Here is a 22,881-nt window from a genome sequence, read left to right as displayed (position 1 = left end):
GCTCTGTCCTGGTGGTGGATCCCGACGCCATCCACGGGGTACTCGACGTCAACGTGGTCGTGTTTCACGTTCGGCCTTCACCGGATCACGGCTCAGAAATCTCGGACCCTGCTGCGAGTATGGGATCATGCCCTCGAACGCATCGTCTAGCGCGGTGGCGGTGCGCCCCATGGGTCGTCTCGAGGTGTTGTTCGAGGAATTGGCGGAGCTGGCGGGTCAACGTAATCCGATCGATGGCCGCATCGTGGAGATCGCCGCCGAGATCGGACCATGACGAGTTGTGTGGCATCACCGGCGCCCGATCGGTGGCGGCGCTGATGGCGTGGAAGACTGGTTCTTCGTCTAACCACGGTAAGACGGTCGCCGCGATCGCGCACCGGTTGGCGGAGTTCCCGCGCTGCGCGCAAGCCTTGCGGGAGGGCCGGCTGTCGCTGGATCAGGTCGGGGTGATCGCCGCGGGGGCCGGCGCTGGATCCGATGAGCACTACGCCGAGTTTGGCCAAGCACGCCAGCGTCAACCAATTGCGCACGGCGATCAAGCTCGAACCCCGCCCCACCCCCGAACCGGAATCGGAGTCTGAATTCGACGCGGAGCCCGACCCGAAACCTGAGCCAGGTCCTCGGCCGGAACCCCAGCCCTCGGTCTCCAAGACCACCGATGACGAACACACCTACTGACATCACCCTGCCGCATGCGCAGGCGGCGACGTTCGACGCGGCCCTTCAGTCCCATCACATCACCAGGGCTATCGCAGTGGAAACGCACCACGGCGATAGCACTGCTGTGGGCCGGCCGCCGCTGCCCACCATCGCCGACGCTTTCACGGCGCTGGTCGAGGCCGGCTGGGACGCCGAAGCCGCCCGCCGCCCACACGATCACCACACACCGTGGCGATGCACCTCGACGTCAAGGACCGCAGCGCCGCGCTGCACCTGGGTCCGCTGCTCTGCGATGCCGACCGCCGCTACCTGACCTGTGACGCCACCTGTGAGGTGTGGTTTGAACGGGACGGCCGCCCCATCGGCTCCGGCCGTACCACCCGGCTGATCAGCCGCAGGCTCCGACGCGCGCTCGAACACCGCGACCGCGCCTGCTCGGTCCCCGGGTGTGGCGCAACCCGCGAACTGCACGCACACCACATCCAGCACTGGGAAGACGGCGGGGCCAGCGACCTGTGCTGCGGGATCATCCTCAACAAATTCGATGAGCCAAATCTGCAGGTCGCCCTGCTCGATAATCAGTTGTGGGACACCATCGTGCGAGCTGTCGAACCCTTCCCGTTCAGCATCTGAACGCGATGGATACAGACTGATCCGCCTGGGACCGTTCTTCCATAGCAGTGAGATGTCCTCCTTATCGAGGTAGCCCCGGGCCAGTTCGTGGTGTCGGTGATGGCGAGGTTGTCAGCAACCTGGTAGCCCTCGGAATTGACGCGAGTCCCTCGGAATTGACGCGAGTAACGAACCGCAGGAACGGTTGGCGGCGCGCTTCGACGGATTCGCCGCCCTCTGTCGTCAGGTCAGCCACCTTGCGCAACGTCGTGGCGATCATCCCCAGGGTGTCGGCGACGTCGCCGACGTGACATTCGATGAGGCTGCGGGTAGGCGGGGCGTCGGCCGGCACAGTATCGGCCAGAATCCGGGCCCGGCCGATCAGCTCGTCGAGCCCTCACAGGCGGCGGCACCAATGGGCCGGTGCCCAATCGTGCGGCCGGTCTGGTGCCGCTGCGCTTCCAGCCATCGCAGCATCGCCTGCAGACTCTTCATCGCATCGCCGGGTTTGGCGCCATCGCGGCAGTGCGCCACACCACGCATCGCGACCGCGATGAACGCCGGGCTGACCTGCGTCGTCGAGTTCGGAATGGTCGCCGTGGCGTCTTGAGACGGCGGCCGGTGGTGTAGTCTGCGGCTGATACCGGGTTTGCTGCAAGGGGGCCATATGAGGACTCCGGGGGAGCCGTTGACGGTCGATCCGGGCGAGCTGCACCAGACCGCCGGCCAGCTCGACACTCACGCCAGCGGGTTTGGGGCCGCGTATCAGGCGGCGCAGGCGCGGGCGGGCAAGGTAGCGCTTGGATCGGGGCTGGCGTCTGCGGGGTTGCCGGGGATGCTGGCGGCCTGGGCGGCCGACGCCACGCGTTACGGCGCGCAGTTCGCCAAGCACGCGAAGGGCCATCGGGACGCCGCCGACGCCTATGTGCGCACCGACACCCATGGCGCAGGCACCATCGACGACGCTGTCCCGAGGTCGTAAGCGGAGTTCGTTGCGATGAACTTGCGGGAGCTGCGCGAGTGGCCTACTGAGATCGACGACCTCGCGACCGCGACCCGCGATGCCGCCACCAACCACACCAACTCGGCGGACGTCTACCGCGCGCTGGCCACAGCGTCTACTTGGGAAGGCGAAGGCGGCGAGGCGGCCCGCGAGGGGATGGTGGCCAGCGCCGGCGATCATGACGCGACCGCCGAGAACCTGGGCACCGCCGCCACCGGCATGGGGCGCGCCCAGGAACAATCCGAGCTCATCGCCAACCAGATCAAAAGCATTCTCAATGACGCCGCCGAGATGCCCTACCCGGTGGAGATCGACCAGGAAACCAATCAGGTCATCGCGCCCAACACCGACTACCTGACCGACGATGCGGCTGCCGAGGTCGCGGCCAAGGTCACCCACCTGCAAGAGCGCATTGCCGCGGTCGAGGCCGCCGGCCGACTGGTGGATGCTGATCTGGCGCAAGCGATACGCACCGCCAGCACCACGGACACGGCACCAGCCCCGGCGCCGAGGCAGATCGGACCGTTCGCGGTGCCGCCCTCCGTCGCCGCCGCCGCCAAGCCCGCTGACGACGCGCCCACATCACCGGACAGTCTGGGTGGTGCACTCGAGCAGCTTGCCGGGCAGCCTGTGCCGGCATCCGCAGGGGATTCGGCAGCCGGCACCGCACCGGTGCCGTTGGACCCGAAGGCAGTTGAGAGCGCCAAAGCGACCGCTCGGCGGATACTGCAAGACCAGGGCGTGCCGGCCGATCAGATCGAGGCGCGCCTGGACGCCATGATCGCCGCGGCCCGGCAACCCCTGTCGGACTACAAACCCACCGAGAAGCCCGGGCCGGCTCCCAGTGTCTCCGACGGGTTCGCCGAAGGCTGGTTTAACACCGAAGAACACCTCCAAGACCTGATCGCGGCAAACGGATTGGAGGATTTCAAGGACTCCTGGACCGACACGGCCAAGGGCACCTGGGAACGAATCACCAACCCCATCGACTCCTGGACCGAGGAAGTCGAGCACGCCACGAAATACCCCGGCCACTACCTGGGTGAGCAACTCGGCGAAACCGCCGTCACCGCGCCCGGCGCCATCCTCGGCGGCGAAGCCGCCCTCGTCGCCAGAGCCGGCGCCGGGGAACTCGACGACCTCGCCGCCGCCGGAGCCAACGCTCACACCCCCGTCCCCAACGACCTCATTGACAACCCAACACCCACAATCGACCACCCCATCCCACTCCCTGGCAGCGACCATCACACACCAGTCGTTGGCGACCACGCTGGCGGCTCGTCGCCTCACGCGCCAGTGGCAGGCGGTCCGCTCCCAGCGGACTCACCCTTGTTCGACGGATACCACCCGACACCTCCAGGTCCGGAATTCACCAACCCTGACGGTAGCCTCGTCTACCCCGACGACAGCCTGCCGAGCAAACCGTACGCGGTACAGGGCACCGTCGTTCCCGAAGCCGAATTGCCCGCTGGCACCGTCGTGGACCGCTTCGGTCACCCCGGCGGCGCTTGGCTAGCTCCCGACGGAACTCCCTTCACTGAACGCGCGCTGCCCCCAGGCAGCGCTCAAAAAGACTACTTCCAATATGTCGTGGACGATCCCACAGCACTTCCGCCCGGTTACCACGTCGAACAATCAGACGCGGCATCTTGGTTTCATCAGCCCGGCGGTGGCACCCAATATCGGATCATCGCGCCCCCTGGAGAAGAGGCTTCAGTGCAGAAGCTGCTCGATTCGGGCTTCCTGAAGGAGATTGAATAAATGTCGACGGACTTTTCAAAATTGGCCGCGAGCTGGATTGAATGGGCCAATTCGGCTCACTTGACGCACGTAGCCGTATCGACCGACTGTGAAGACTGCGAAGTAGCTTTTACCTCCGACGACCAATCTTTCCACCTGCGACAAGACAATGGCTGGTGGGTGCTCGACACAGTCGACGAACGCGGACGACGGTACAGCAGCACTGCCAAATTCTCTACTTTCGACCTGGCGGAGAAGTATCTCGTGTGGAGATGGGCATCAGTAGCTCGAAGTGTGATGCGTGCGAAACAATTGGGCAGGTATCTTCACTCACTCGGTATCAAACCAGGAGTCGAGGTGCTCCCGACGGACCGTGAGTATGTCGTTGAACTGTGGCTGCACGGCGGCATTGCCATCCTGCCGGCTTCGGAGGTTCCGGTGTTTAGCCACGTGCTGGATATGTCCCTGGAAGAGGTTGAGCAGACGGTGAGGGAAGGTGTCGCGTAGCTTCCAGGGGGTAGATCTTCGACTTTTCAGCAACCTCGTGCTGCTCTGCCGTACCACCATCGGTTGCACCACCGCGGCGTCATCACCATCACCGGACCCACATCCCAGCTGACCGTCACCGACAGCACCGGGCGACAACTGCACTCGGGATCGCTGGCCCGCCCACCCAACCACCCCCGCCGAAGGTCGCCCCCTACCGCGGACCCAGCGCGCAACGCGCCGATTGGTGGTGGTACTAACCATTCAAACCCCACCGCCAACCAAAAACTGAGCCGCTTCGGAAGCCGGCCGCGCCGCGATTCACTCGATGTGGCCCAGAGCCAACGGTGGGCGAGAACCCAGGCCCACCGTGTTTCCCGGTCGATCTGTACATTCGGCCAGCGCGAAGAGCGGCAAATCAGCTGTTGCGGAAACCGGGCCCGCGCCTGCGCAGGTACCGTTCGAATTCGGCGGCGAGCGCGTCGCCGTCGATCTTGCCCAGCACCTCGGTCATGTCGACCTCGGCGTCGCCGCGTTGTTCGAGGGAGGCCACGTACTCGGCGATCTCGTCATCTTCGGCGGTCATCTCGGTGACCGCCTCCTCCCACTCCTCGGCCTCCGTCGGCAGGTCGGCCAGCGGGACCTCGATGTCGAGGACGTCCTCGACGCGGCGCAGCAGCGCCACGGTCGCCTTCGGGTTCGGCGGCTGGGACACGTAGTGAGGGACGGCCGCCCAGAACGTCACCGCCGGGATCCCGGCCTGCACACAGGCGTCCTGGAACACCCCGGCGATGCCGGTCGGCCCCTCGTAGCGGGTCTCCTCCAGGCCGAAGAACTTCGCCGACTCGGGGGAGTAGGCCGCGCCGGAGACCGGCACCGGCCGGGTGTGCGGGGTGTCGGCGAGCAGCGCCCCCAGGATGACGACGGTCTGCACGTTGAGTTTGTCGGCGATGTTGAGCAACTCCGCGCAGAACGTGCGCCAGCGCATGTTGGGCTCCACCCCGTGCATCAGCACGATGTCGCGCTCGGCGCCGGGCGGGCGGCAGTGCGAGATCCGCATCGACGGCCACACCAGTTCGCGGGTCACACCGTCGACCTGGCGGATCACCGGCCGGTTGACCTGATAGTCGTAGTACGACTCGTCGTCGATCTCGGCGATCGGCTCGGCCTCCCAGATCGCGTCCAGGTGTTCGAGTGCGTCGCTGGCCGCGTCGCCGGCATCGTTCCACCCCTCGAACGCGGCGACGACCACGGCATCGCGCAACGGCGCCACGTCAGGTCCCTTCTCTGGGCCGAAGTCCGATGGGGTCACAACGTCAGCCTAAGGCCTGACGGGCATGCATGAGCCCCATCGACTCAGTCGGCGGTTTGCAGTCACGTACTACCCTGACGATGAAACTGCTGCGGACAAGTGAGCCGTCGCCCCAGTTCGGTGACGAGCTGTGCGTCCATACGTCGTTCGGGTGACGACGTAGACTCTTCTGGTCGAGAGGCGTTGCAACGGTTATCTCGGGGGACCGGGTCCCTCGGTATCCGCCACGCTCGGCAGAGTCAAGGACGCCTTCCGCTACGGAAGGAGTGCACGTGAGCGTTGTCAAGACGAACAGCTCCGCGTCGAAAGCCTTCGAGCCGAACATCCGCCCAGACTGCACCGATGAACTGACCGCAGCTCTGCGCCGGCGGATCATGGTGATCGACGGCGCGATGGGCACGGCGATCCAGCGGGACCGCCCGGACGAGGCCGGCTACCGCGGCGATCGATTCACGGAGTGGCCGACCGCCCTTCAGGGCAACAACGACCTGCTCAACCTGACGCAGCCGCAGATCATCGAGCGAATCCACCGCGAATACCTCGAGGCGGGCGCCGACATCCTCGAGACCAACACGTTCAACGCGAACGCGATCTCACTGTCCGACTACGACATGGCGGACCTGGCCTACGAGCTGAACTACGCCGGCGCTGCCCTGGCGCGCAAGGCCGCCGACGAGTACAGCACCCCGGACAAGCCCCGCTACGTCGCCGGCGCCATCGGACCCACCACACGGACCGCGTCGATCTCGCCGGACGTCAACGACCCCGGCGCCCGCAACGTCTCCTATGACGAGCTCGTCGCCGCCTACCTCGAAGCCGCAACGGGACTGGTCGACGGCGGCGCCGACCTGCTCATCATCGAGACGATCTTCGACTCGTTGAACGCCAAGGCGGCAGTGTTCGCCATCGAGACACTGTTCGAGCAGCGTGGACGCCGCTGGCCGGTGATCATCTCGGGCACCATCACCGATGCCTCCGGGCGGACCTTGTCCGGTCAGGTCACCGAAGCGTTCTGGAACGCGATCAGGCACGCGAAGCCGCTCGCAATCGGCTTGAACTGTGCCCTCGGGGCTCCGGAGATGAGGCCCTACATCGCCGAGGTCGCGCGGATCGCGGACACCTTCGTCTCCTGCTATCCGAACGCCGGGCTGCCCAACGCCTTCGGCGAGTACGACGAGTCCCCGGAGCAGCAGGCCGGCTACATCGCCGAGTTCGCCGAGGCGGGCCTGGTGAACCTGGTCGGTGGGTGCTGCGGAACGGCACCGCCGCACATCGCCGAGATCGCCAAGGTCGTCGAGGGCAAGCCGCCACGGGAGCTGCCGGAGCTCCCGGTGGCCACCCGGCTCTCGGGCCTCGAGCCGCTCAACATCACCGATGACTCGCTGTTCGTGAACATCGGTGAGCGCACCAACATCACCGGCTCCGCCCGGTTCCGCAACCTGATCAAAGCCGAGGACTACGACAGCGCGCTGTCGGTCGCCCTGCAGCAGGTCGAGGTCGGTGCCCAGGTCATCGACATCAACATGGACGAGGGCATGATCGACGGTGTCGCCGCGATGGACCGGTTCACCAAGCTGATCGCGGCGGAGCCGGACATCAGCCGCGTCCCGGTAATGATCGACTCCTCCAAGTGGGAGGTCATCGAGGCGGGCCTGAAGAACGTTCAGGGCAAGCCGATCGTCAACTCGATCTCACTGAAGGAGGGCGAGGAGAAGTTCATCCGCGAGGCGCGGCTGTGCCGCAAGTACGGCGCCGCAGTCGTCGTGATGGCCTTCGACGAGCAGGGTCAGGCCGACAACCTGGAACGCCGCAAGGCGATCTGCTCGCGCGCCTACCGGATTCTCACCGAAGAGGTCGGCTTCCCGGCCGAGGACATCATCTTCGACCCGAACTGCTTCGCGCTGGCGACCGGGATCGAGGAGCACGCGACATACGGGATCGACTTCATCGAGGCGTGCGCCTGGATCAAGGAGAACCTGCCCGGGGTGCACATCTCCGGCGGCATTTCCAACGTGTCGTTCTCGTTCCGCGGGAACAACCCGGTCCGCGAGGCGATCCACTCGGTGTTCCTGTTCCACGCCATCAAGGCCGGTCTGGACATGGGCATCGTCAACGCAGGTGCGCTGGTGCCCTACGACTCGATCGACCCGGAGCTGCGGGACCGTATCGAGGATGTCGTCCTGAACCGTCGCGAGGACGCCGCCGAGCGGCTGCTGGAGATCGCGGAACGGTTCAACACGTCGCAACGAACCGACGACCCCGCTGTCCAAGAATGGCGCAGCCTGCCGGTCCGCGAGCGGATCACCCACGCCCTGGTCAAGGGCATCGACGCCGACGTCGAGACCGACACCGAGGAACTGCGGGCCGAGATCGCCGCCGCCGGAGGGCGGCCGATCGAGGTGATCGAGGGCCCGCTGATGGACGGCATGAACGTCGTCGGCGATCTCTTCGGCGCAGGCAAGATGTTCCTGCCGCAGGTCGTGAAGTCGGCCCGGGTGATGAAGAAGGCCGTGGCGTACCTGCTGCCGTTCATCGAGGCGGAGAAGGCGCAGCCCTTGCCCGGGGAGGCTGCGAAAAAGGACACAAACGGCACGATCGTCATGGCGACGGTCAAGGGCGACGTCCACGACATCGGCAAGAACATCGTCGGCGTGGTCCTGCAGTGCAACAACTTCGAGGTGATCGACCTGGGTGTGATGGTGCCCGCCCAGAAGATCCTCGACGCGGCCAAGGAGCACGACGCCGACATCATCGGACTCTCCGGGCTGATCACCCCGTCGCTGGACGAGATGGTCAACTTCGCCGTCGAGATGGAACGCGAGGGGCTCCAGATCCCGCTGCTGATCGGTGGCGCGACCACTTCGCGCGCTCACACGGCCGTGAAGGTGGCGCCACGGCGTAGCGGTCCGGTGGTCTGGGTCAAGGATGCGTCCCGCTCGGTGCCGGTCGCCGCCGCGCTCCTCGACGACAAGCAGCGACCGGCCCTGCTGGAGGCCACCGAGAAGGATTACGCATCGCTGCGCGAACGGCATGCCCAGAAGAACGAGCGGCCGATGCTGACGCTGGAAAAGGCGCGTGCGAACCGCACGCCGATCGAGTGGGACCGCTACACGCCGCCGGTGCCCGCAATCGGTGCGGGAGTGCGGGATTTTTCCGACTACGACATCGCCGAGCTTCGTGAATACATCGACTGGCAGCCGTTCTTCAACGCCTGGGAGATGAAGGGGAGATTCCCCGACATCCTCAACAACCCCGTCTCGGGCGAGACGGCCCGCAAGCTTTACGACGACGCCCAAGAGATGCTCGACACCCTGATCAAGGAGAAGTGGCTGACCGCCAACGGGGTGATCGGCTTCTTCCCGGCCAACGCCGTCGCCTCGGGTGCAGAAGACATCGAGGTCTACACCGACGACACCCGTTCCGAGGTGCTGACCACATTGCACCACCTGCGTCAGCAAGGCGAGCACCGCGACGGCATCCCGAACCGGAGCCTCGGCGACTACATCGCGCCGAAGGACACCGGTCTCGCCGACTACGTGGGGGCCTTTGCCGTCACGGCGGGGCTCGGCAGCCAAGACAAGATCGCCGAGTTCAAGGCAGCCAACGACGACTACAGCGCGATCCTGTTGGAGTCACTCGCCGACCGACTGGCAGAGGCCTTCGCCGAACGGATGCACCAACGGGTCCGCAAGGAGTTCTGGGGATACCAGCCTGAGGAGCAGCTGGACAACGACGCACTCATAGGCGAGAAGTACGTGGGGATCCGCCCGGCCCCCGGCTATCCGGCCTGCCCCGAGCACACCGAGAAGTCAACGCTCTGGGAGCTGATGGACGTCACGGAACGGACCGGCATCGAGCTGACCGAGTCGATGGCGATGTGGCCCGGCGCTGCTGTCAGCGGGTGGTACTTCTCGCATCCGCAGTCGCAGTACTTCGTGGTCGGTCGGATCGCCCAGGACCAGGTCGCCGACTATGCGAGACGCAAGGGTTGGACCCTGAAGGAAGCCGAGCGCTGGCTTGCCCCCAACCTCGGGTACAACCCCGAGGACTGAGCGTGCGCGCGGTGCCCACCGATGTCGTCGTCCCCGACGGCTACTGAGTTCGCTGCACGAGGTGGCCGTCGATGACCTACGCGGGTTGCACGCCGAGATCGACGCCGTCTCCGGCAGACGCACCGCTTGACGGCGGCGTCCAAACGTTGTCCGGTTTCGCCCGGCGCGCCTGGGGGAACCCACCTGTTCCGGCCGGAACGGTCCTGAATGCGGTTTCCGGTCATGCGCGCGGGAAAGGGACGTTCGATGGCTCGTCATCGAGGGGCGCCGGTAGGAGACGATCTGCCGACCTCGGAGGACCAATTCGCCTCCGGCAAGACCGCGGTCCGGATCGCCTCCGTGGCGGCCCTCGGTGGGCTCCTGTTCGGTTACGACAGCGCGGTCGTCAACGGCGCCGTCGACTCGATCCAGGAGGACTTCGGCATCGGTGACGCCGAACTCGGATTCGCCGTCGCGTCGGCGCTGCTCGGCGCCGCTGCCGGGGCGATGACCGCCGGGCGCATCGCCGACAGGATCGGGCGCATCGCGGTGATGAAGATCGCGGCGGTGCTGTTCCTGGTGAGCGCGTTCGGCACGGGTTTCGCGCCGGAGGTGTGGGCCGTCGTGCTGTTCCGGATCGTCGGCGGCATCGGCGTCGGTGTGGCATCGGTGATCGCACCGGCCTACATCGCGGAGACCTCACCACCGAGCATCCGGGGCCGCCTCGGTTCCCTGCAGCAGCTGGCGATCGTGTCCGGCATCTTCCTGTCTTTCGTCGTCAACTGGGTGCTGCAGTGGGCCGCAGGAGGGCCGAACGAGCCGCTGTGGTTCGGGGTGGACGCTTGGCGCTGGATGTTCCTGGCGATGGCGGTGCCCGCCGTGGTGTACGGCGCGCTGGCGTTCACGATCCCCGAATCACCGCGCTATCTTGTTGCCAGCCACAAGATCCCGGAGGCACGCCGGGTGCTCAGCACGCTGCTCGGGCAGAAGAACCTGGAGATCACGATCACCCGCATCCGGGAGACCCTGGAGCGCGAGGACAAGCCGTCGTGGCGGGATCTGCGCAAACCCACCGGCGGCCTCTACGGCATCGTCTGGGTGGGCCTCGGGCTGTCCGTTTTCCAGCAGTTCGTCGGTATCAACGTGATCTTCTACTACTCGAACGTGCTGTGGCAGGCGGTCGGCTTCAGCGCCGACGAATCGGCGGTCTACACCGTGATCACGTCGGTGATCAACGTGTTGACCACGCTCATCGCGATCGCGCTGATCGACAAGATCGGCCGCAAACCGCTGCTGCTCATCGGCTCCTCCGGCATGGCGGTCACCCTGATCACCATGGCGGTCATCTTCGCCAATGCGACGCTCGACGCCGCAGGCAACCCGAGCCTGCCCGGCGCATCCGGTGTGATCGCGCTGATCGCGGCGAACCTGTTCGTCGTCGCGTTCGGCATGTCCTGGGGCCCGGTGGTGTGGGTGCTGCTCGGCGAGATGTTCCCCAACCGCATCCGGGCCGCCGCGCTGGGTCTGGCCGCCGCCGGCCAGTGGGCGGCCAACTGGCTGATCACCGTCAGCTTCCCGGGATTGCGCGAGCACCTCGGTCTGGCCTATGGCTTCTACGGGCTGTGCGCGATCCTGTCGGGCCTGTTCGTCTGGCGCTGGGTGCGGGAGACCAAGGGCGTGTCCCTGGAGGACATGCACGGCGAGATACTCAAGGAGGACCTGCCCACGGGCGCAAAGGAGGGCTGAGCGCCGTGCCCGCACAGGGCTGCGCGGCAAGGCGTGGGAGAATCGCAGCCTGTGAAGACCTTCGATGCGCTGTTCGACGAGCTGACCGAACGCGCGCGCACCCGGCCTGAGGGCAGCGGCACCGTGGCGGCCCTCGACGGTGGCGTGCACGGCGTGGGCAAGAAGATCCTCGAGGAGGCCGGCGAAGTGTGGTTGGCCGCCGAACACGAGAGTGACGACGCGCTTGCCGAGGAGATCAGCCAGTTGCTGTACTGGACGCAGGTGTTGATGATCGCCCGTGGACTTTCGCCCGACGACGTCTACCGCAAGCTGTGAACGGCATGCTGAGGGTCGCCGTGCCCAACAAGGGCACGTTGAGCGAACCGGCCTCCGAGATCCTGTCGGAGGCCGGCTACCGGCGCCGCACCGATACCAAGGACCTCACGGTCGTCGACCCGGCCAACAACGTCGAGTTCTTCTTCCTGCGGCCCAAGGACATCGCCATCTACGTCGGCTCGGGCCAACTCGATTTCGGTATCACCGGACGTGACCTGGCCGCCGAATCCGATGCGCGGGTGCGCGAACGGTTGGCGCTGGGGTTCGGTTCGTCGACTTTCCGCTACGCCGCACCGGCGGGCCGCGACTGGACGACCGCGGACCTGGCCGGTAAGCGAATCGCCACCGCGTTTCCGAATCTGGTGCGAAAGGACCTTGCCGCCAAAGGGATCGATGCGACCGTGATCCGCCTGGACGGCGCGGTGGAGATCTCGGTGGCGCTCGGCGTCGCCGACGCTATCGCCGACGTGGTCGGTTCGGGACGCACTTTGGGGCTGCACAACCTGGTCGCGTTCGGTGATTCGCTGTGCGATTCGGAGGCGGTGCTGATCGAGCGCGACGGCGCCGGTGACGAAAACACTGCCCCGCGTGAGCAACTCGCCGCCCGCGTGCAGGGCGTGGTGTTCGGGCAGCAGTACCTGATGCTCGACTACGACTGCCCTCGACATGTGCTCGAACGGGCCACCGAGGTGACGCCGGGTCTGGAATCGCCCACCATCGCCCCGCTTGCCGACCCGGATTGGGTGGCGGTTCGGGCGCTGGTGCCCCGGCGCGACGTCAACTCGATCATGGACGAACTGGCCGCGATCGGCGCCAAGGCGATCCTGGCCTCCGATATCCGGTTCTGCCGCTTCTGAGCACCGTCGCTCGTTGTCCGGTGGAAGCGGGGGTTACGTGATAGCTTCCGGAAGACTTCGTCCCCGGCCGGAGGTTGCCATGACGCATGCCGTTGTCCTGCTCCTCGCCCTGCTGATCGGTGTGGTGGCCGGGCCGCGCGCCTTCACCGGGCCCGCCGCGGTCGCGTGGCGGCGATGCTCGACTGGATCGTCCTCGACCGAACCTGGGCGCTGTGGATCGCCCGCCCGATCACGGTGACGGTCCTGACCATGCTCGCAGCCGGCGAACCCGTCACCGACCAGCTGCCGAAGACGCCCAGTCGCAAGACGCCGATGCAGTTCATCCCTCGCCTGGTGTCCGGCGGGTTCGCCGGCGCGGTGATCCGAACTGCCTCGGGCTACACGTTTGGCGGCATCGGCGCCGGGGTCATCGGCGCGGTGCTCGGCACGCTCGGGGGATACCAGCACCGTAAACGTCTGGTCGCTGCCAACGGTGGCCGGGACCTGCCTGTCGCGCTGCCTGAGGACGGCGTGGCCGTCATCGGCGGCATCGCCATCGCGTGGCTCACCTCGGTGGTGTGAGATGACCTCGGAGCCAACGACCTTCGACGCGATCATCGTCGGCGCCGGGCAGGCCGGTCCGCCGCTGGCCGGGCGGCTGACCGAGGCCGGGCAGTCCGTCGCCGTCATCGAACGCAAGCTGGTCGGCGGCACCTGCGTGAACTACGGGTGCATCCCCACCAAGACGCTCGTCGCCAGCGCGCATGCGGCGCAGCTGGCCCGGCGCGGCGCCGAATACGGTGTCGGCACCGGTGAGGTGACCGTCGACATGGCAAAAGTCAAGGCCCGCAAGGACAAGATCATGCTCGACGACCGCCACGGCGTCGAATCATGGCTGAAGGGGATGGACGGCTGCACGTTCATCCGCGGCCACGCCCGTTTCGAAGACCCGCATACCGTGCGCGTCGACGACCAGCTGCTCAAGGGCGACCGCATCTACCTCAACGTCGGCGGCCGCGCCGTCGCCCCGGATCTGCCCGGGCTCTCGGACATCGACTACCTCACCAACGTCGGCATCCTCGACCTCGAGACCCTGCCGGAGCATCTGGTCATCGTCGGCGGCAGCTACATCGCGTTGGAATTCGCCCAGATGTACCGCCGGTTCGGCGCCCGGGTGACGGTGCTCGAACGCGGCCCGCGGCTGACCTCCCGCGAAGACGAAGACATCTCGGCGGCGATCAAGGGCATCCTGGAAGCCGAGGGCATCGACATCGTTCTCGACGCCAAGGACATCCGGTTCACCAAGCAAGACAACGGGTTCGAGGCTGTTCCGAATGCCGGCGCGGAACCCGTCGTCGGTAGCCATCTGCTGTTGGCGGTCGGCAGACAGCCCAACACCGACAATCTCGGGCTCGACGCCGCCGGTGTGCAGACCGACGAGCGCGGCTACATCGTCGTCGACGACCAGCTTCGCACCACCGCCGACCACATCTGGGCGATGGGGGACTGCAACGGCATGGGCGCCTTCACGCATACCTCGTACAACGATTTCGAGATTGTCGCGGCGAACCTCCTCGACGACGACCCACGGCGCGTCAGCGATCGGATCACCACCTACGCGCTCTACATCGACCCGCCCCTCGGGCGCGCCGGCATGACGGTCGACCAGGTGCGCAAGTCCGGACGCAAGGCATTGGTCGGCAAGCGCCCGATGACCCGTGTCGGCCGCGCGGTCGAAAAGGGCGAGACCCAGGGATTCATGAAGGTGGTCGTCGATGCGGAGACCGAGGAGATCCTCGGGGCGGCGATCCTCGGCGTCGGTGGCGACGAGGTCGTGCACGCGATCCTCGACATCATGACGGCCAAGAAACCCTACACCGCGATCTCGCGCACCATGCACATCCATCCGACCGTCAGCGAACTGGTGCCGACGATGCTGCAGGACCTCAAACCGCTGACGTGACCCGACGCCCGGCCGTGAGTTCGGCGGCCACCCGCGCGACACGCCCGCCCAGATGGTGGCGTGTGCTCCCGTCGGAGGGGTGCGCCCTCGGGTCCGGTGTCGACATCGGTTTTCGCGCCGGCACCGAGGAAGGACCTCAGCCGATAGAGAATCCTCGGGGCTGGCCGAACTGTTCCAGCCGGCCACCAGTCGATGCTCACCCAGTGCAGGTGGTGCTGGGCGAAGACCGCCAACGACGTCAGCGTCGCCACCTTGTCGCCGCTCTTCGCCCCCGAGTTGGTGAACCAGGCAGCCACCTTGTGGTGCGAGGTGCCGTCCTGACACCGCCGGCCCGTGCCCCCCCATTCCGGTAGTGGGTCACCAGCGAGGTAGGCGGCGACTCGGTCGAGGGAGGCGGCGCGTCAATCGTGGCGCGGCCGCGACCACTGCCCGCGTTCGGCGGGTCCGTGATCGCCGAACACACACACCACGGCGATCAGGAACGGCAGGGTTCGCACGATTCGCGGGCTGCAGAGGGAGTCGTCGCGGTGACCGCGGACAGGTGAAGCTCGGACAGCGCCCACGCCGGCTGGAACTGGCCGACCAGGCCGTCCTCACCGCCGCTGCACCAGCAGCGTCTGGGCGGAGGTTCCGATGAATCCCCGGCGGTCGAAGATCTCGGCTGTGGTGACGCCGATGCCGTCGGGACCGATCGACCCGCGGCTGCGCAGCGCGAAATCCGACCCCTCGGGCAGACGGTGCAGATGCACGACGGTGTCGGTGTTCATGAACATGAACTCCCGCGGATCGAGTGCCGCACCGATTCCGTTCGCCGAGTCCACCACCATCGCCAGCCGCTGCAGCGCTGTCGTCGGTTCGTCGTCGATGAGCGGTACAAGCGGGGTCAACCACGCTACCGCGGACGTCGCGTCGTCGGCCTGCCGGCGCCAGCTCACCGTCTCCAGATAGCCCGGTGCACTCTCCCAGGCATGCGAGACGTCCGACGCCTCGCCTTCCACCAGCGGCGGATACCGATCGATGGCGGCGTCGGCGGTGTCACTCCGCGCGAGCAGCCACGCCGTCACCCGCGCGACCGTGCGGAGACTGCCGTCGGGGCGGCCGGCGAGCATGTCGGCCGCGATCAGCGAGATCCGGTTACCCGGCCGCAGCACCTCCGCGCGCACCCAGACCGGGGCCACCGGTACCGCGCCGAGGATGTCGAGCGAGAGCCGTCCGACCCGCAACTCACTGCCGGCCGCGAGATCCTCGATGGCCTTCGTGAGCAACGCCAGCGGCGGTGACCCGTGCTGGATGGCCGGGTCCCAGTTGCTGCGGGTGTCGGCGGTCGATTCGAATGCGGCGAGGCCTCCGCTGTCCGACGGGTCGTCCGGCAACCGGTGATAGAGATGGCCGATCATGCCGCCGGCCTTTCGGGCCAACCGGGGTAGGGCGGCGGTGTGCCGCCGAACTCCGGGCACAGCGCGCGGTGGCTGCACCAACCACACAGCCGTGACCGCTTGGGTCGGAAATCGCCGGTGGCGCCTGCCGCCAGGATCGCCCGCCAGATCGCGGTCAACGTGCGCTCGAAGCGGATGAGCTCCTCGAGATCGGGCGAATAGTCCAGTACCTGACTGTCGGCGAGGTAGAGCAACCGCAACCGGGTTGGCAGCACTCCGCGGGAGCGCAGCAGCGCCACCGCGTAGAACTTCATCTGGAACAGCGCCTTCGCCTCGGCCAGCGCCCGCGCCTCCGGCGGCGCCTTACCGGTCTTGTAGTCGACCACCCGCAGTTCACCGGTCGGGGCGACGTCGATGCGGTCGACGAACCCGCGCAGCAGCGTCCCGTCATCCAGTTCGGCTTCGACGTGCTGTTCGCAGCACTGCGGGTCAAACCGGGTCGGATCCTCCAGGCGGTAGTAGCCCGCAAACAGCGTGCGGGCTTCCCGGAGCAGGGCGTCGCGCAGCGCGGGCTCGATGTCCGCCACCGCCTCGGGCCGTTCGGCGATCACCCGGTCCCAGGCCGCCGCCACCAGGGTCAGCGCCGTGTCGGGGCCGCGGTCCGCGGCGGGTAACGCGTAGAGCTGTTCGAGCGCGGCGTGCACCACCGAGCCGCGCAGCTGGGCAGTGGACTGCGGCTCGGGCAGTCGGTCGATCGCGCGGAACCGGTACAGCAGCGGACACTGTTTGAAGTCGGCGGCGCGCGACGGCGACAGCGCGGGACGCCGGACCGGCGCGGGCTGCTCCCTCATGCTCAGCAGCCTAGGGCGAGTCTCCGACAGATCCGCGCAACCCCGCGGACCCGTGGCGGCGCCCCGACTGGCAGGCTTGGCGGCTATGCCCAGAACCGGTCCGTTCGCCGTCGGAGACCGCGTCCAACTCACCGACGCCAAGGGTCGGCATTACACGATGCTGCTGACGCCCGGGGGGGAGTTCCACACCCACCGCGGCATGATCGCGCTGGACAGCGTCATCGGGCTGCCCGAGGGCAGCGTCGTCAAATCCACCAGCGGCGACCAATTCCTGGTGCTGCGCCCGCTGCTCGTCGACTACGTCATGTCGATGCCGCGTGGCGCACAGGTCATCTATCCCAAGGACGCCGCACAGATCGTCCACGAGGGTGACATCTTCCCCGGGGCCCGCGTACTCGAAGCCGGCGCCGGTTCGGGTGCGCTCACCTGCTCGCTGCTGCGGGCGGTCGGACCGCAGGGCCAGGTGACGTCGTATGAGGTGCGCGACGACCACGCGGTGCACGCCGCGCACAACGTCGACACGTTCTTCGGTGAACGGCCGGACAACTGGGACCTGGTCATGGCGGATCTCAACGACTACACCGGCGGTGAGGTCGACCGTGTCGTGCTCGACATGCTCGCACCGTGGGAGGTGCTCGACACCGTCTCCCGCAACCTCGTGCCGGGCGGCGTGTTGATGATCTACGTCGCGACCGTCACGCAGCTGTCGCGGGCCGTGGAGGCGTTGCGCCAACAGCAGTGCTGGACCGAACCGCGCGCGTGGGAAAGCATGCAGCGCGGTTGGTACGTCGTCGGACTGGCGGTCCGGCCACAGCACACCATGCGCGGCCACACCGCGTTCCTGATCAGTGCCCGCCGGCTGGCGCCCGGAGCCATCGCCCCGGTCCCGTTGCGGCGCAAGCGGCAGCTGGCCGTGCCGACGGAGGCGACCGACTAGGTCCGCGGACTAATCATCGTCGCTGCGCCGCAGACCGCGGCGTGCCGAGAGCAGCTCCATCTCCGGGCGGGCGGCGACCAGCCGTTCGGCGGCGTCGAGCACGTCCACCACATGCGCGAGGTCGGCGGCCACGACGGCCAGCCCGATACCGGCCCGGCGATGCAGATCCTGAGCGCCGGTCTCGGCCGCCGAGACGGTGAACCGTCGCTGCAGTTCGGCGATCACCGGCCGGATCGCGGAACGCTTCTGTTTGAGTGAACGCACATCACCGAGGAGAAGGTCGAACTCCAGCCAACCGATCCACATGTTTCAGCGCGGCGGTCCCTGGCCGGCGTCCACCTCGAGCAGCGTGTCGGCGCTGTCGCGGGTCAGCTGCCAACCGCCGTCGGGGGTACGCGCGAATTCCATCGGGAACGTGAAGTCGCCACCGGTGCGGCCCGGCGGCGTCCTGGCGATCACGGTGGCCACCACGTCGTCGGCCGCCGCCGCCCACGCCAGGTCGGCCGCGTCGAAGGTCATCGGGTGATAGCCATTGTCGGCCAACGCCTTGCCGAAGCGGTCGAGTGTCGCCGCGTCGCCGGGTCCGGCATCTTCGACCAGGCCGAGTTTCTCGGTGCCCGGCACGTTGGGATCGGCCAGCCGGTACAGCACGTCGGTCAGCGCGCTGGGTGGCGGCAGGGGCGCGGGCACCGCAGGAGCCGCTGCCGCGGCCGGGGTGGAGGCCACCGGCGACGGGGCGGGGGCCGGCGGTTTGTCGCTACCGCAGCCGCCCAGACCGACTGAAAGGCCGAACGCCGCCACCAGAACGGTGACGGCGCTTCGGACTACTGCGGTCATGGTGCGGTGCGGCACCGGCGGACGGCTCAGCCGACCGCCGAGAGCAACGCCAGGGCGGAGCTTCTCGACACCTGCCAGCCACTCGGGCTGGGGCCGGCGACGAAGACGATGTTCTGCGTGGCGACGCCGCCGGTAGCCGCGGTCGCGGTGACGTCGGCCGTGGCCACGCCGCCGTTCTGGTCGACATTGGCGACGCTGAAGCTCAGCGGGAACTTGCCTTGCGCGGCCGCGTTCTGGTACGCGCGGTCGGCGCCGACCGCTTCGACCCTCCCGATGCCGCCCTGGATGAACGGCGCCTTACCCCGGAAGGACCCGGGTCCGGCGAGGGCCTGCAGCGTCTGGGTCAGCGGACCTGCCAGGTCGGGTGCCGGAACCTGGGGCACGGGCACGCCGAACACGACGGGCGCCACGGCGGGCAGGGCTGCCGGAGCCACCGTATTCGATGCAATGGAGGTCACACCTGTCGCGCCACCTGCTACTACAGCGGCTGCTGCAACGCCGGTTACGAGGGTTTTCAGGGTCACGGGTGTCCTTTCGATCGGTCTAGCTCGGGTCCGAGGTTAACAGTGCTGGGGGTGTGTCGAATCCCGACGCCACACACAAAGTCTGAATCGCCGGTAGCGTTGAAGTTGTTACTGCACCACTATTCGGTGTGGGAAAGGGGCGCAACATGAGTGAGTCACAGCGTCACGAAGCCAGAGAAGACGGTTTCACGACACCCCACGAGTCCGGCCTGTCCAGTGAGGACGCCGCGGAGTTGGAGGAGCTGCGCCGCGAGGCGACCGCCCTCCGAGAGCAGCTCGAGAACGCGGTAGGCCCGCAGAGCGGTCTGCGCAGTGCCCGTGACGTCCACCAGCTCGAAGCGCGCATCGACTCGCTCGCCGCGCGCAACGCGAAGCTGATGGACACCCTCAAGGAGGCGCGGCAGCAACTGCTCGCGCTGCGTGAGGAGGTCGACCGGCTGGGGCAGCCCCCGAGCGGCTACGGCGTCCTGCTCGCCGCCCACGAGGACGACACGGTCGACGTGTTCACCTCCGGACGCAAGATGCGGCTGACCTGCTCACCCAACATCGACGTCAAGGCGCTCAAGCAAGGGCAGACCGTCCGCCTCAACGAGGCGCTGACCGTGGTCGAGGCCGGCACGTTCGAGGCCGTCGGCGAGATCAGCACCCTGCGCGAGATCCTCTCCGACGGACACCGCGCGCTGGTCGTCGGTCACGCCGACGAGGAGCGCATCGTCTGGCTGGCCGAGCCGCTGGTGTCGGTCGAGCACCTGCCCGACGCCGAGGTCGCCGGCCCGGAACTCGAAGACGACCGGCCTCGCCGGCTGCGCCCGGGTGATTCGCTGCTGGTCGACACCAAGGCCGGTTACGCCTTCGAGCGCATTCCCAAGGCCGAGGTCGAGGATCTGGTGCTCGAGGAGGTGCCCGACGTGGCCTACAGCGACATCGGTGGCCTTACCCGCCAGATCGAGCAGATCCGCGACGCCGTCGAGTTGCCGTTCCTGCACAAGGAGCTCTACCGGGAATACTCGCTGCGGCCGCCCAAGGGCGTGCTGCTCTACGGTCCGCCCGGCTGCGGTAAGACACTGATCGCCAAGGCGGTTGCCAACTCCCTGGCCAAGAAGATGGCCGAGGTGCGCGGCGACGACGCCCGCGAGGCGAAGTCGTACTTCCTCAACATCAAGGGCCCCGAGCTGCTGAACAAGTTCGTCGGCGAGACCGAGCGGCACATCCGACTGATCTTCCAGCGGGCGCGGGAGAAGGCGTCCGAGGGCACCCCGGTGATCGTGTTCTTCGACGAAATGGACTCGATCTTCCGCACCCGCGGTACCGGCGTCAGCTCGGACGTGGAGACGACGGTGGTCCCGCAGCTGCTGAGCGAGATCGACGGTGTCGAGGGCCTGGAGAACGTCATCGTGATCGGCGCCTCCAACCGTGAGGACATGATCGACCCGGCGATCCTGCGACCCGGCCGCCTGGACGTCAAGATCAAGATCGAGCGACCGGATGCCGAGGCGGCGCAGGACATCTTCAGCAAGTACCTCACCGAGGAACTGCCGGTCAACGAAGACGATCTGGCGGAGTTCGGTGGGGACCGGTCGCTGACGATCAAGGCGATGATCGAGAAGGTGGTCGACCGGATGTACGCCGAGATCGACGACAACCGCTTCCTCGAGGTCACATACGCCAACGGCGACAAAGAGGTCATGTACTTCAAGGATTTCAACTCCGGCGCGATGATCCAGAACGTCGTCGACCGCGCCAAGAAGTACGCGATCAAGTCTGTGCTCGAGACCGGCAGGAAGGGGCTGCGGATCCAGCATCTGCTCGACTCGATCGTCGACGAGTTCGCCGAGAACGAGGACCTGCCCAACACCACCAACCCGGACGACTGGGCGCGGATCTCGGGTAAGAAGGGTGAGCGGATCGTCTACATCCGCACGCTGGTCACCGGCAAGAGCAGCAGCGCCAACCGAGCGATCGACACGGAGTCGAATCTCGGCCAGTACCTGTAGGCCGTGGCTGTCGGCGGCCCGCCGCTCACCCGGTCGCGGTGCGCGTCGCCTAGGCTGAGGTCATGCAGCGGATCATCGGAACCGAGGTCGAATACGGTATCTCCTCACCGTCCGATCCGACCGCCAACCCGATCCTGACGTCCACGCAGGCGGTTCTGGCCTACGCGGCGGCGGCCGGTATCCAGCGGGCCAAGCGGACCCGGTGGGACTACGAGGTGGAGTCGCCGCTGCGCGACGCCCGCGGCTTCGACCTGAGCCGCGCATCCGGCTCGCCCCCGGTCGTCGACGCCGACGAGGTCGGCGCCGCCAACATGATCCTGACTAACGGTGCCCGGCTCTACGTCGACCACGCCCACCCCGAGTACTCCGCACCGGAGTGCACCGATCCGCTCGACGCGGTGATCTGGGACAAGGCCGGAGAGCGGGTGATGGAGGCCGCGGCGCGGCACGTCGCGAGCGTGCCGGGCGCGGCCAAGCTGCAGCTCTACAAGAACAACGTGGACGGCAAGGGCGCGTCCTACGGGTCGCACGAGAACTACCTGATGAGCCGTCAGACCCCATTCTCCGCGGTGATCGCCGGGCTTACCCCGTTCCTGGTGTCACGCCAGGTGGTCACCGGGTCGGGCCGGGTCGGTATCGGGCCCTCGGGTGACGAACCCGGCTTCCAGCTGTCCCAGCGCGCCGACTACATCGAGGTCGAGGTCGGTCTGGAGACCACGCTCAAACGCGGCATCATCAACACCCGCGACGAACCGCACGCCGACGCCGACAAGTACCGGCGCCTGCACGTCATCATCGGCGACGCGAACCTGGCGGAGACCTCGACCTATCTCAAGCTGGGCGCCACCTCGTTGGTCCTCGACCTCATCGAGGAGAGGATGGACCTGTCGGACCTGGCGCTGGCCCGGCCGGTGCACGCGGTGCACGTGATCAGCCGGGATCCGTCGCTGCGGGCGACGGTCGCGCTCGCCGACGGCCGTGAGCTCACGGCGCTGGCGCTGCAACGCATCTACCTCGACCGGGTGGCCAAGCTGGTCGACTCCCGCGACCCCGACCCGCGAGCCTCCCACGTCGTCGAGACCTGGGCCGACGTGCTGGACCTGCTCGAGCGCGACCCCATGGAGTGCGCCGAGATCCTCGACTGGCCGGCCAAGCTGCGGCTGCTCGAAGGGTTCCGGCACCGGGAGAACCTCGGCTGGTCGGCGCCCCGGCTGCACTTGGTGGACCTGCAGTACTCGGACGTCCGGCTGGACAAGGGGCTGTACAACCGACTGGTCGCCCGCGGGTCGATGAAGCGTCTGGTCACCGAACAGCAGGTACTCGACGCTGTCGACAGCCCGCCCACCGACACCCGCGCGTACTTCCGGGGTGAGTGCCTGCGCCGGTTCGGCGCCGATATCGCAGCCGCCAGCTGGGACTCGGTGATCTTCGATCTCGGCGGCGATTCGCTGGTACGGATCCCGACGCTGGAACCGCTGCGCGGCAGCAAGGCGCACGTGGGGGCCCTGCTCGACTCAGTCGACAGCGCAGTCGAGCTCGTCGAGCAGCTCACCGCCACCTGACCGTCCATTCCGAACGCCCGGCTATCCCCGGCAATCCGAACGTCGACCGGTACTGTGGAGGAACCGGCGGGTGGCTGTGAGCCCGCCGATGACAAG

The 22,881-nt window shown here is 67.3% G+C and carries 18 protein-coding genes and 3 pseudogenes; 15 read left to right on the top strand and 6 right to left on the bottom strand.

Annotation, left to right across the window (positions count from 1 at the left end):
- Positions 1-127: 127 nt before the first annotated feature.
- From G6N07_RS11465 to G6N07_RS20370, 6 genes and pseudogenes are all read left to right on the top strand, one after another.
- Positions 128-1,176 (top strand): annotated as a pseudogene (locus G6N07_RS11465) (DUF222 domain-containing protein); the annotation flags it as partial.
- 301 nt (positions 1,177-1,477) lie between these two features.
- Complete coding sequence (locus G6N07_RS11460; RefSeq protein ID WP_085187609.1) at positions 1,478-1,882, top strand: hypothetical protein; 405 nt, start codon at positions 1,478-1,480, stop codon at positions 1,880-1,882.
- Between the two features lie 57 nt (positions 1,883-1,939).
- Complete coding sequence (locus G6N07_RS11455; protein WP_085187612.1) at positions 1,940-2,254, top strand: type VII secretion target; 315 nt, start codon at positions 1,940-1,942, stop codon at positions 2,252-2,254.
- Between the two features lie 15 nt (positions 2,255-2,269).
- Positions 2,270-4,036 carry a TNT domain-containing protein gene (locus G6N07_RS11450; protein WP_085187615.1) on the top strand — a complete coding sequence of 589 codons (1,767 nt, stop codon included), beginning with the start codon at positions 2,270-2,272 and terminating at the stop codon, positions 4,034-4,036.
- A complete protein-coding gene (locus G6N07_RS11445) occupies positions 4,037-4,522 on the top strand; it encodes an Imm61 family immunity protein (protein ID WP_133055511.1) in 486 nt (161 codons plus the stop codon).
- A 31-nt stretch (positions 4,523-4,553) separates the two neighbouring features.
- A pseudogene (locus G6N07_RS20370) lies at positions 4,554-4,793 on the top strand (HNH endonuclease); the annotation flags it as partial.
- A gap of 126 nt (positions 4,794-4,919) precedes the next feature.
- Here G6N07_RS20370 and G6N07_RS11435 read toward each other — a convergent pair.
- Positions 4,920-5,813 carry a PAC2 family protein gene (locus G6N07_RS11435; protein ID WP_085187618.1) on the bottom strand — a complete coding sequence of 298 codons (894 nt, stop codon included), beginning with the start codon at positions 5,811-5,813 and terminating at the stop codon, positions 4,920-4,922.
- 374 nt (positions 5,814-6,187) lie between these two features.
- Between G6N07_RS11435 and metH the strand changes: the two genes are divergently transcribed.
- From metH to G6N07_RS11405, 6 genes and pseudogenes are all read left to right on the top strand, one after another.
- Entirely contained in the window at positions 6,188-9,865 is a 3,678-nt protein-coding gene (gene metH / locus G6N07_RS11430) for a methionine synthase (protein ID WP_275990665.1), read from the top strand.
- 246 nt (positions 9,866-10,111) lie between these two features.
- Entirely contained in the window at positions 10,112-11,590 is a 1,479-nt protein-coding gene (locus tag G6N07_RS11425) for a sugar porter family MFS transporter (RefSeq protein WP_085187920.1), read from the top strand.
- Between the two features lie 33 nt (positions 11,591-11,623).
- Complete coding sequence (locus G6N07_RS11420; protein WP_085187624.1) at positions 11,624-11,905, top strand: phosphoribosyl-ATP diphosphatase; 282 nt, start codon at positions 11,624-11,626, stop codon at positions 11,903-11,905.
- Between the two features lie 5 nt (positions 11,906-11,910).
- Complete coding sequence (gene hisG, locus G6N07_RS11415) at positions 11,911-12,762, top strand: ATP phosphoribosyltransferase (RefSeq protein ID WP_085187922.1); 852 nt, start codon at positions 11,911-11,913, stop codon at positions 12,760-12,762.
- 79 nt (positions 12,763-12,841) lie between these two features.
- Positions 12,842-13,323, top strand: a pseudogene (locus tag G6N07_RS11410) (DUF4126 domain-containing protein).
- Between the two features lies 1 nt (position 13,324).
- Positions 13,325-14,704, top strand: coding sequence for an FAD-containing oxidoreductase (locus G6N07_RS11405; protein ID WP_085187626.1), 1,380 nt, complete (start codon positions 13,325-13,327; stop codon positions 14,702-14,704).
- Positions 14,705-15,297: 593 nt separating this feature from the next.
- On the opposite strand, the gene G6N07_RS11400 is transcribed toward G6N07_RS11405, so the two are convergent.
- Both G6N07_RS11400 and G6N07_RS11395 read right to left on the bottom strand, forming a co-directional pair.
- On the bottom strand, positions 15,298-16,101 hold the full coding sequence (locus tag G6N07_RS11400; protein ID WP_085187924.1) for a thioesterase family protein: 804 nt from the start codon (positions 16,099-16,101) through the stop codon (positions 15,298-15,300).
- Entirely contained in the window at positions 16,098-16,931 is an 834-nt protein-coding gene (locus G6N07_RS11395) for a RecB family exonuclease (RefSeq protein ID WP_085187628.1), read from the bottom strand. The genes G6N07_RS11400 and G6N07_RS11395 overlap by 4 nt, the downstream gene beginning before the upstream one ends.
- Positions 16,932-17,016: 85 nt before the next feature.
- Here G6N07_RS11395 and G6N07_RS11390 point away from each other — a divergent pair, with 85 nt between their 5' ends.
- Positions 17,017-17,868 (top strand): tRNA (adenine-N1)-methyltransferase, encoded by an 852-nt coding sequence (locus G6N07_RS11390; protein ID WP_085187631.1) that lies wholly within the window; start codon positions 17,017-17,019, stop codon positions 17,866-17,868.
- A gap of 9 nt (positions 17,869-17,877) precedes the next feature.
- On the opposite strand, the gene G6N07_RS11385 is transcribed toward G6N07_RS11390, so the two are convergent.
- Genes G6N07_RS11385 through G6N07_RS11375 form a run of 3 tightly spaced genes read right to left on the bottom strand, consistent with a single transcriptional unit; the run spans position 17,878 to position 19,229 of the window.
- The gene (locus tag G6N07_RS11385) at positions 17,878-18,174 is read right to left on the bottom strand and encodes a DUF503 domain-containing protein (RefSeq protein WP_085187634.1); all 297 of its coding nucleotides are present in this window, start codon (positions 18,172-18,174) and stop codon (positions 17,878-17,880) included.
- A 3-nt stretch (positions 18,175-18,177) separates the two neighbouring features.
- Positions 18,178-18,705: a lipoprotein LppK gene (locus G6N07_RS11380; protein WP_085187926.1), complete on the bottom strand. Its 528-nt coding sequence runs from the start codon at positions 18,703-18,705 to the stop codon at positions 18,178-18,180.
- A 26-nt stretch (positions 18,706-18,731) separates the two neighbouring features.
- A complete protein-coding gene (locus G6N07_RS11375; RefSeq protein WP_179959981.1) occupies positions 18,732-19,229 on the bottom strand; it encodes an MTB12 family secreted protein in 498 nt (165 codons plus the stop codon).
- Between the two features lie 146 nt (positions 19,230-19,375).
- On the opposite strand from G6N07_RS11375, the gene arc reads away from it, so the two are divergent.
- Together arc and dop are read left to right on the top strand one after the other, a co-directional pair.
- Positions 19,376-21,223, top strand: a complete 1,848-nt coding sequence (arc, locus tag G6N07_RS11370; protein ID WP_085187640.1) for a proteasome ATPase — start codon at positions 19,376-19,378, stop codon at positions 21,221-21,223.
- A gap of 62 nt (positions 21,224-21,285) precedes the next feature.
- Positions 21,286-22,785, top strand: a complete 1,500-nt coding sequence (dop, locus tag G6N07_RS11365) for a depupylase/deamidase Dop (protein ID WP_085187643.1) — start codon at positions 21,286-21,288, stop codon at positions 22,783-22,785.
- Positions 22,786-22,881: the final 96 nt, after the last annotated feature.

Origin of the sequence: Mycolicibacterium doricum (genome assembly GCF_010728155.1) — a bacterium.
GTDB lineage: Bacteria > Actinomycetota > Actinomycetes > Mycobacteriales > Mycobacteriaceae > Mycobacterium > Mycobacterium doricum.
The sequence above is the reverse complement of the archived record's forward strand: the minus strand, read 5'-3'. Positions and strand labels throughout refer to the sequence as shown.